This window comes from Pseudocoprococcus catus (assembly GCF_019734885.1).
Lineage (GTDB): Bacteria > Bacillota > Clostridia > Lachnospirales > Lachnospiraceae > Coprococcus_A > Coprococcus_A catus.
The window spans coordinates 1-9,665 of record NZ_JAAXCM010000009.1; the positions used below are offsets into that span (position 1 = coordinate 1).

Here is a 9,665-nt window from a genome sequence, read left to right on the forward strand (position 1 = left end):
TCTACACAACAAACAAATATATAATAGAAATCTGAAAAGGAAAAAGTCATAGTGTCCTTGACAAAGGGTACACTTTAATAATCACTCATAATTTTATGGTTTTCAAATTCTAGTTTGGAGAATTGAGAAAATCGAAAGTTATAAAGGAGAAATAAAATGAGTACAAAAAAAGCAATTAGCACATCATTTGTTGCCATATTTATTTTAATAATCACACAGATTATTGCACAATCCATTGCAAGTATGTTTGTTATAATAAAAATTCCAACTGGCATTTGTAATATTATCGCTGGAATTATATATGCTGGATTGACATATCTTATTCTGAAAATGTTTATTAGCAAAATTATTAAATTGCCGACTTCGGATTTCGGAATGCCTAAATTTGCTATTAAAATAAGATGGATTTTAATAGCTGTATTATTACCATTTATTATAAAAGGAAGTTATCTTTTAATATTCAACGGTAAGTATGTATCCTCAAATATGAATGGAAATCAGATGTTCAATACTTTAAGTGCAGGGGTTGCATTTACCGGAATAGCGGCTGGATTTGTTGAAGAAATGGTGTTTAGAGGAGTTATACTTAATGCATTAAAGAAAAGATGGAATATTAAGGTGGCTGTAATTGTTCCATCAATGTTATTTGGTATTGTACATGTTCTTGGACAGGATTTTTCAATAGGCAGTTGTTTATTAGTAATTATCGCCGGAACGATGGTAGGCGTTATGTTTTCGATGATTGCAATAGAAAGTGGTTCAGTTTGGAATAGTGGAATAGTTCATGCTATCTGGAACGTTGTGATTATTGGTGGAGGATTAGCTATTGGGGAAAAAATGGATAAATATTCTATAATGACATATGTACTTAATTCAAAAGATTTCGCCATCACAGGTGGAGAATTTGGAATTGAATCATCTGTTATTTCATTGTTCGGATACATAATAGTTGCTGGTATAGCATTTTTTATGATTAAATCAAGAAAAAATTGATATAATAGGTTTGAAAATATGAAGCTATAAGGTACTTGTCAAATTCCAGTTTGCCAACTTGCCCTTTGAGAGAGGAGAAATCCCTTTCTCAAAGGGCTTTTTCTATTTATACGGATATTCGCAAACTACAAGATAAAGCCAAAACTTCATATACTCTAATCACAGAGGAGGCCCCGGTTTGGCTATGAATAACAGTTTAGCAGAAGTACACCCGGAGCTTGCTTCGGAGTGGTCGGAGAAGAACTTGCCATTGAAGCCTGATGAAGTAAATGCAAAGTCGAGGAAAATGTCTGGTGGAGATGCAGTAAATACGGTAACGAGTGGAAATGCCGTCTGTTTCCTAACCGGAGCAGGCGGCTTTTTTTATTTCAAAAAATTTTTTGAAAAGCGGAGATTTTGGGTGTGCATTTCATACCCCTTTGTCCAAATGAGTGAAGGGACAATTTCAACCATTATGAATGCTGCCGGATTTGGAACTCCGGAACAGACGACCTTGCCCGCAGAGATGGTAACGACCATAGAGGACTGCGGATTTTTCGAGAGTATTCCATTGTGGGCGGTAACGCTTATCGGATGATTATTTATCACGGTGCTGTCGTTCATTCTGATAATGACGGTGTACGGAAGATTTTTCAAGTTGTATATGTACACAGCACTTATGGAAAACATATCAAAAAAATTATTCTTATGCTGCTGATATTTCATGGCATACAATTATGAAGTCAATCTGTGCATTATATGGAAGTATATTGGAGAATATGTATGACACATAAAAAACTGATATGTAATTTGCGTTAGCATTTTGAGTTGCCTAAATTCGAAAGTTAGGAAAATCTTAATAATTTCTCAGGCAATCCATTGTGAATTTAGATGTTGTATTTGCTATACTTAATTGGATATATGAGCAAAGGAGTTGAAAATATGTCTGAAAAGATATTGATTATAGATGACGAGCAAGATATAGCGGATCTGTTGGAGGTCTACTTGAAAAACGAAAATTACGTCGTTTATAAATTTTACTGCGCAACGGATGCCATGTCGTGTATTGAAAGCGGCGACATTGATCTTGCCATTCTGGATATTATGCTCCCGGATATGAACGGCTTTTCACTTTGCCAGCTTATCCGAAAGAAATACACTTATCCAATCATAATGCTAACGGCTAAAATTGAGGAAACGGATAAAATAACGGGGCTGACATTGGGAGCGGACGATTATGTGACAAAACCCTTTCGCCCACTTGAAGTAGTTGCCAGAGTGAAAGCGCAGTTAAGACGTTACAAGAAATATTCACCCGGTATCATCACAGAGAAAATTCCATCGGAACTTTCCTATAACAAATTGTGCTTGAATGTGCAGACCCATGAATGTCTGTTAGACGGGGAACCTGTTTCTCTAACCCCGACAGAATTTTCTATTCTCCACGTCCTTTTGTCAAGTGCTGGAAATGTTGTAAGCATTGAGGAACTGTTTCATGCGGTTTGGAAAGATGAATACTACTCTAAAAACAGCAGCACAATTACTGTGCATATCCGGCATCTGCGCGAGAAACTGAACGATACTTCCGATACTCCGCAGTATATTAAAACGATTTGGGGTGTCGGCTACAAAATTTAAGCGAAAGGAGAACGCTATGAAGAGAAAATCAAATTGTTTGGCAACTATTTTATTCTTAATTTATCTGGCACTTCTGGTTTGGATCATACTGTTCAAACTACAGTTTTCAATCAGTGATCTGGATAAAGTAAGGAGTATAAACCTTATTCCTTTTCACTATGACAAAGAAGTTGGCGCAGCATTTCACTTAACAGAGGTACTCGAAAATTTCTTGATTTTTGTTCCTATGGGCATTTATCTTCAAATGCTTCTGCCAAGAACAAAATTATATGTGAAGTTCATGCTGATTGCTGGAACAAGTTTTTTATTGGAAACTATGCAGTATATCTTAGCAGTCGGACGTTCTGATATTACTGATGTACTTACAAATACAGCAGGTGGTCTTTTGGGGCTTGCTGTATATTCGATGGCAGCCCGGTTAATCGGAAATAGAATAAAAGCAAACAGACTGTTTTCCATTCTGGCAGGCATAGTAAGTGTTGTCGTGATTGGTCTGCTTGGCTTTCTTCTGTTTGTTAATCGGTAGGAGGTGTATTCTCATGTCGAAGAAAGAAATGACAACAGAAAAGCGCCTTAAAGTGCGCTTATACCTATCATTGCTGGTTTATACCGTTGTTGGATATGGTTTGACCCTTATCTTGGACTACATCTTTTCAAAATTTAACAACGGTATTTTTGCATGGCTCTACTGGCGGCTTGATCTGCTTTTTATTTTGTATCTGATGCTCGGCTTTATATGTATCTTCAATTACTATTGGAAAAAGCCGTGGGGCTATCTGGATGAAGTAATTGACGCAACCCAAACGGTCTATGAGCAGAACAATCATACAGTATCGTTGTCTGAGCCACTGAAAGAACTGGAGGAACAGCTCAATCAGATTAAAATGTCTGTTCTGTTGAGCAAGCAGGCTGCAAAGCAGGCAGAAGAAAAGAAAAATGAAATTATTATGTATCTGGCACATGATATACGCACCCCTCTCACAACAGTAATCGGCTATTTGAGCCTGCTCCATGAAGCCCCTGACATGCCTGAACAGCAAAAGGAAAAGTATGTAAAAGTGGCGTTGAATAAGGCAGAGCGCCTTGAAAAGCTCATCAATGAACTTTTTGAAATTACCAAGTACAATGCACATAAGGTCATTATCAAAAAAGAAAATGTAGATTTACATTGTTTGATTGCGCAGGTAATAGATGAAATATACCCGACACTCTCTGCAAATGGCAACACGGCGGTATTTACTGCGGAGGACAACTTATCTGTGAATGCTGATCCCGAAAAGCTGGCGAGAGTTTTCAGTAATCTTTTACGAAATGCTGCGTCATATAGTTACCCGCAGACAGAAATCACTATATCCGCCAAACGGTTAGAGCATGATATTCAGATCACTTTTGAAAATCATGGAAAAACAATTCCACAGGAACAGCTTAACAGTATATTTGAAAAATTCAATCGCTTGGATGATGCTCGGCTTTCTAATACAGGTGGTGCGGGACTTGGTCTTTCTATTGCGGAAGAAATTATACATTTACATGGTGGAAAGATTACTGCATCCAGTCAAAATGAAACCATAGACTTTGTGATTACATTACCCCTTTCCGCTTAGGAAAATAAGAATGTGATCTTAGGAATTACTTAGGAATTTAAGCGTGTGATTTTTGAGATTGAAAAGCCTTTGTTCGGTACAATGATTATCGAACAAGGGCTTTTTATTGTTCAGCTGAAGCAAAAGAAAGGAGTGTAAGCATGGAACTGAAAATAGAGCATTTAAGCAAGCAGTTCAAAGACAAAACAGCAGTAAATGATGTCAATCTGACATTGACTCCCGGCATTTGGGGACTTTTGGGGGCGAATGGCGCAGGAAAAACCACGCTTATGCGTATGATCGCTGATATTATGACACCAACCAGCGGAACAGTTTACTATGACGGAAAAAACATTCGAGAGTTAGGTGAAGTCTACCGAAGCAAGTTTGGCTTTCTGTCACAGGATTTTGGGTATCACCGGGATTTCACAGTGAAGGACTATTTGGAGTATATGGCTGCGCTGAAAGATATTCCTACAAGGGCAACTACCAAAAAGATCAATCATCTGCTGGACATTCTTTCGCTCTCCGATGTGAAAAAGAAAAAAATCTCTAATCTGTCTGGTGGTATGAAGCGACGTGTTGGTATTGCACAGGCGATGTTAAACGATCCAGAGATACTTGTTATGGACGAACCGACAGCAGGACTTGATCCCGGAGAGCGCGTGCGTCTGCGGAATTTCATTTCCGAGTTTTCGCATGATCGGATTGTGCTGATCTCCACCCATATCGTATCTGACATAGAATATATTTCTACGCGCAACGCAATTATGAAAGCCGGAGAAATTGTTGATGTCGGAACTACCGCAGAACTTGTCAAGCGGATTGAGGGCAAGGTTTGGAATTGCATAATTCCGACCTCAAAGCTGCCGGAATGTGAAATGCGGCTGCGCATTATCAATCAGCGAGGCGAAGATCACAATCAGGTTTCTATTCGTTATCTGTCCGAGCATTCGGAAATTGATGGGTCTGTCACAACGGAGCCACGATTGGAAGATCTGTATCTGTGGTTGTTCCCGCAGACAGACTTGGAAAAGGAGGACAGATAATATGCGGCTCTTTAGACTTGAACTAAAACGTATTTTGAAGTCACGGCGCACCCTGATTTTACTTGCAATCGCACTTTTGCTTTCCGTAGCCATGGCATACCTGCCTATTTCATTTGAGGGTATTAACCGTCCAAACGAAGATGGCACGGTTACAGAATTAGATGGCCTGGCAGCTATCAAGTACAAACAAGATTTATATAAAACATCCGCTGGTGAAGTGACCCCGGATAGGATCAAATCGGCTTTGGAAACTTATCAAAGCTGCGTTCGAGAATATGGGCCAGTCGAGGAAGAGGGCTTTCCTCTGGCTGTATTTATTGAAAAAATCGTCCCGTTCCGTCACTTGCTGATGGGTCTGTCCGAAGCGTTTGCTGATCCATTAACAGGCATTGGTGCTGATTTAATGGATATTGACCCGAATGACATTGACGGAGCCTATTATGAAAAGTGCGCAGAACATTTACAGGATGTCATGCGGAATGAGCAAAGAGAAAACGAAACCGCACAGCAGAAAGCTCTTGAAAAATATTCAGAACTTGATACGCCATTTTATCTTCATTCTGGAATTTCTAAAGATGCATTTGATTATATTGAGTTTTATATTTTGTTCCTTGCTATTTTGTGTGTGGCAATCGCAGCACCTACTTTCGCCGGAGAATATCAAACGGGCGGTGACAGCATCCTGCGAACCACCAAATATGGGCATAAACAATTAGCAATTACCAAAATTCTGGCGGCATTTACACTTTTCGTTGTTACTTTCCTTGTCGGGATCACGGTACACATTCTGATTTTAGATGCAGCGTTCGGGACGGATTGCTTAAAAACATCGTTTCAGATGCGATACTCTATCATTAATCTGCCAAACATCAATCTGGGGCAGTTGCAGATAATTCTCGCAGCAGCGGGCTTACTTTCTGTATTAGCAACGGTTAGCTGTACGTTGTTCCTGTCTGCAAAATGTAAAGACACATTGACAGTTTTGCTGATCTCTATTGTAGTTCTTCTCATGCCGCTTTTTGCTTATGTGGCGATGGGAGCAACATGGCTCTCTACCATACTTCCATCTGCCGGAATTGGTATGCAGAACAATTTCCTTTCTCAGCTTGCAGATTTCAATTACCTGAATATTGGTGGAATGAGTTTCTGGACACCGCATGTTATTTTGATTTCGGCAGGAATTGAATTATTTGTGTTTACATTCTTGGCGATTCATTCCTATTGCAGACATCAGGTAGCATAAAAGAAGTTCAGAATAGAACGAATAGGTTATCTGCCGCGCGACGGCAAAAGAAAAAAAGCCGTCGCAGAGCAGACACATTTTCACGCGCCTATGAAACGGCGGCTTTGATTTTCAGAGCCGCCGTTTCTTTGCATTTGCACAAACCTATGATGAATTTTCCGGAAATATTGTGGTTAATAGCGATTTAAACTGTTGTATTTGTTTAAAAATCAAAAAATATCTAATGAGTCTCCCGCATCTACCCACATCTGCAAATTTCCATCAAGATATAATTTTGTATATTCAAGAGGTTCATCAATGGCGAGTGCGTTTAATGCACAGTCTGATCCTGGTGTGGTTTTTAAGTTCTTTTCAGCTTCCCAACAGTCAATGCGGAGCATATAGCCAACAGAGGTGTAAACATCAATACTGTTGCGCTTGGGATTGTATTCTGCAAATATTGTTCTCATCGTATCAAATCTCCTTATCGTTAAATCAATCATTTGTTGCAAAAATCAGAAGCATTTCAATCAGTTCACCATGTCACTTTTATTTTGTGTTATACTGTTTTATATAATTTTCTTGGTCTCCGCTTCGTTACAGTCGGTGCAAAGCGGACATCCACTGGATGTCCTGCACCCTTGTATTTGCCCTTATCAGAGTTCGTAAACACTGGTGGGACGATATAACGCAAGGGAAACAATAAGGGAAAGCTCACATGCGATAAACTTTGTGTTTTCAAGGGATTGAGAGATATTTGATAATAAAAATATAACAGTTATTAAATCCCTTGGAATATATGAAATCTCAATTCAAGTTTGGAGAATTGAAAAAAACGGAATTTACCTATTAAGACATATAAACTGTTGACAATAAAGCTCCTATATAGTATGTTTTTAATAAACTACTATATAGGAGCTTTTGTATGGAAATGAATGGAGGATTTCTTGTTACCAAAATAAAACAGCTTGGAGACCGGATTTTCGAGAAGATTCTCAGTGAAAAGAATATTGATGCGTTTAATGGAGCCCAGGGGCGTATTCTTTATGTGCTGTGGCAGAAGGATGGTATTTCAATCAGGTCACTCTCGACTAAATGCGGATTAGCGATAACATCTCTTACTACGATGCTGGAAAGAATGGAAAATCAAGGGCTGATAAGCCGTGTTCAGTCTGAAACGGACAAAAGGAAAACACTCCTGTTTCTGACTGAGAAAGCACATGCCTTAAAGGGCGAGTACGATTCTGTATCTGATGAGATGGGCAGTATTTACTACAAAGGTTTTTCAGAGGAAGAAATTACCCGGTTTGAGGAATGCCTCGACCGCATCAGAAAGAATCTTGAGGAGTGGCAGAAGTCATGAGTATTTGTATCAAAGATCAGATTCAGAACATGAATATCGTCATTGGCTGCACAGTGGGGTGTACATATTGTTATGCCCGCAACAACGTGAAACGCTGGCATATGATTGATGATTTCGCTGACCCTGAATTCTTTCCGGGTAAGCTCAAGATGATGGAAAAGAAACGTCCGCAGAACTTTCTTCTTACCGGCATGAGCGATCTCTTTGGATGGAAGCCGGAATGGAGAGACGAGGTATTTGCAAAGATCCGTGAAAATCCACAGCATCAGTTCCTGTTCCTTACCAAGCGACCTGATTTGCTGGATTTTGATACCGATCTGGAAAACGCATGGTTTGGCGTTACGGTGACGAGGAAAGCAGAACGGTGGCGTATCGACGCCCTTCGGAAAAACGTCAGAGCAAAACATTACCATGTTACCTTTGAGCCGTTATTCGATGATCCCGGCACAGTTGACCTTTCTGGAATCAATTGGATCGTTGTCGGCACCATGACCGGAGCTCAGAGTAGGAAGATTCATACGGAGCCGGAATGGGCATGGTCTCTGACGGACCAGGCACATAAGCTCGGCATTCCGGTGTTTATGAAGGAAGATCTTGTCCCTATCATAGGGGATGAAAATATGATTCAGGAAATGCCGGAAGAATTTAATAAAGTGTTAGAGGTACAGAAATCATGGAAGAAGTAATAAATGGAATCCTCATTCGTGAGGTGGAAACAAAGAACATCATGACTAAGTCTAGTCTACCGGTAGGCGGTTACTCGGTCAATCCCTATGTGGGCTGTACACATGCCTGCAAGTATTGCTATGCTTCTTTTATGAAGCGCTTTACCGGGCACAAGGAGGAATGGGGCACTTTCCTTGATGTGAAGCATTGGCCGGAAATTAAAAATCCGAAGAAATATGCCGGACAGCGGGTGGTCATCGGTTCTGTGACAGATGGCTACAATCCACAGGAGGAGCAATTCGGGAATACCAGAAAACTTCTGGAGCAGCTGATCGGCAGTGACGCAGATATTCTGATCTGCACAAAGTCGGATCTTGTGGTACGGGATATTGATCTGTTGAAGAAGCTTGGACGTGTAACCGTTTCATGGTCGATCAACACACTAGATGAAAATTTCAAGAACGATATGGATTCTGCTTCGAGCATTGAGCACCGTATTGCTGCTATGAAGCAGGTATATGAGGCAGGTATCCGTACAGTCTGTTTCGTATCCCCGGTATTTCCCGGTATCACGAATTTTGAAGCAATCTTTGAGCGGGTAAAGAATCAGTGCGATCTGTTCTGGCTCGAAAATCTCAATCTTCGAGGCGGTTTCAAAAAGACAATTATGGATTATATCGCCGGAAAATATCCTGATCTTGTACCACTTTACGACGAGATCTATAACAAGCATAACCGCAGCTACTTTGAAGCACTTGAAGTAAAAGCTGAGAAAATGGCTAAGAAGTATGATTGTGCCTTTGTGGATAATGAAATGCCTTATGGCAGAGTCCCGCAGGGACATCCGGTGATCGTAGATTATTTCTATCATGAGGAAATCCGAGGGACAGAGAATACAGGAAAAAGAAATCGTTAATATAAACGAAAATTAAACTGATGATGGTGGAGAGATTTATTTATCGCCATTTGAAATCGAGAAGTTCTTGTTTGAAAAATCGAGAAATTGTAAAATTGAAGAAAAAAATGCACAGTTCTTAGCTTATCGGGAGCTGTGCATTTTTGTAAATAAATACTTTTAATTAGCCGATTACGGCGTCCTCTGCTGTAAAATGTTCCAGAGAATTTTCTTTTACCTGAATGCAGATATAAGTAATTCCGGAAATATCGGATGC

The 9,665-nt window shown here is 39.9% G+C and carries 10 protein-coding genes and 2 pseudogenes; 10 read left to right on the forward strand and 2 right to left on the reverse strand.

From position 1 onward, the window contains the following. Positions 1-156: 156 nt before the first annotated feature. The 7 genes and pseudogenes from HED67_RS00890 to HED67_RS00925 all read left to right on the forward strand — a co-directional run bounded on the left by HED67_RS00890 (position 157) and on the right by HED67_RS00925 (position 6,485). Entirely contained in the window at positions 157-993 is an 837-nt protein-coding gene (locus HED67_RS00890) for a CPBP family intramembrane glutamic endopeptidase (protein WP_221717237.1), read from the forward strand. Between the two features lie 433 nt (positions 994-1,426). After that, a pseudogene (locus HED67_RS00900) lies at positions 1,427-1,651 on the forward strand (hypothetical protein); the annotation flags it as partial. Between the two features lie 263 nt (positions 1,652-1,914). Continuing rightward, complete coding sequence (gene vanR / locus HED67_RS00905) at positions 1,915-2,610, forward strand: VanR-ABDEGLN family response regulator transcription factor (protein ID WP_003505360.1); 696 nt, start codon at positions 1,915-1,917, stop codon at positions 2,608-2,610. 16 nt (positions 2,611-2,626) lie between these two features. Beyond that, positions 2,627-3,136: a VanZ family protein gene (locus tag HED67_RS00910; RefSeq protein ID WP_221717238.1), complete on the forward strand. Its 510-nt coding sequence runs from the start codon at positions 2,627-2,629 to the stop codon at positions 3,134-3,136. Between the two features lie 13 nt (positions 3,137-3,149). Then, a complete protein-coding gene (locus HED67_RS00915) occupies positions 3,150-4,214 on the forward strand; it encodes a sensor histidine kinase (RefSeq protein ID WP_221717239.1) in 1,065 nt (354 codons plus the stop codon). 140 nt (positions 4,215-4,354) lie between these two features. After that, entirely contained in the window at positions 4,355-5,242 is an 888-nt protein-coding gene (locus tag HED67_RS00920; RefSeq protein WP_221717240.1) for an ABC transporter ATP-binding protein, read from the forward strand. Position 5,243: 1 nt separating this feature from the next. Continuing rightward, positions 5,244-6,485 carry an ABC transporter permease subunit gene (locus HED67_RS00925; protein WP_055260769.1) on the forward strand — a complete coding sequence of 414 codons (1,242 nt, stop codon included), beginning with the start codon at positions 5,244-5,246 and terminating at the stop codon, positions 6,483-6,485. Between the two features lie 209 nt (positions 6,486-6,694). Here HED67_RS00925 and HED67_RS00930 read toward each other — a convergent pair whose 3' ends face one another. Further along, positions 6,695-6,934, reverse strand: a complete 240-nt coding sequence (locus HED67_RS00930) for a DUF6061 family protein (protein ID WP_221717241.1) — start codon at positions 6,932-6,934, stop codon at positions 6,695-6,697. Positions 6,935-7,389: 455 nt separating this feature from the next. Here HED67_RS00930 and HED67_RS00935 point away from each other — a divergent pair, with 455 nt between their 5' ends. Genes HED67_RS00935 through HED67_RS00945 form a run of 3 tightly spaced genes read left to right on the forward strand, consistent with a single transcriptional unit; the run spans position 7,390 to position 9,409 of the window. Beyond that, complete coding sequence (locus tag HED67_RS00935; protein WP_004844961.1) at positions 7,390-7,827, forward strand: radical SAM mobile pair system MarR family transcriptional regulator; 438 nt, start codon at positions 7,390-7,392, stop codon at positions 7,825-7,827. Continuing rightward, a complete protein-coding gene (locus HED67_RS00940; protein WP_221717242.1) occupies positions 7,824-8,513 on the forward strand; it encodes a radical SAM mobile pair protein A in 690 nt (229 codons plus the stop codon). The genes HED67_RS00935 and HED67_RS00940 overlap by 4 nt, the downstream gene beginning before the upstream one ends. After that, positions 8,501-9,409 carry a radical SAM mobile pair protein B gene (locus HED67_RS00945; RefSeq protein WP_221717243.1) on the forward strand — a complete coding sequence of 303 codons (909 nt, stop codon included), beginning with the start codon at positions 8,501-8,503 and terminating at the stop codon, positions 9,407-9,409. Before HED67_RS00940 ends, HED67_RS00945 begins: the two co-directional genes overlap by 13 nt. A 163-nt stretch (positions 9,410-9,572) precedes the next feature. Here HED67_RS00945 and HED67_RS17490 read toward each other — a convergent pair. Beyond that, positions 9,573-9,665: pseudogene (locus HED67_RS17490) on the reverse strand (cupin domain-containing protein); the annotation flags it as partial.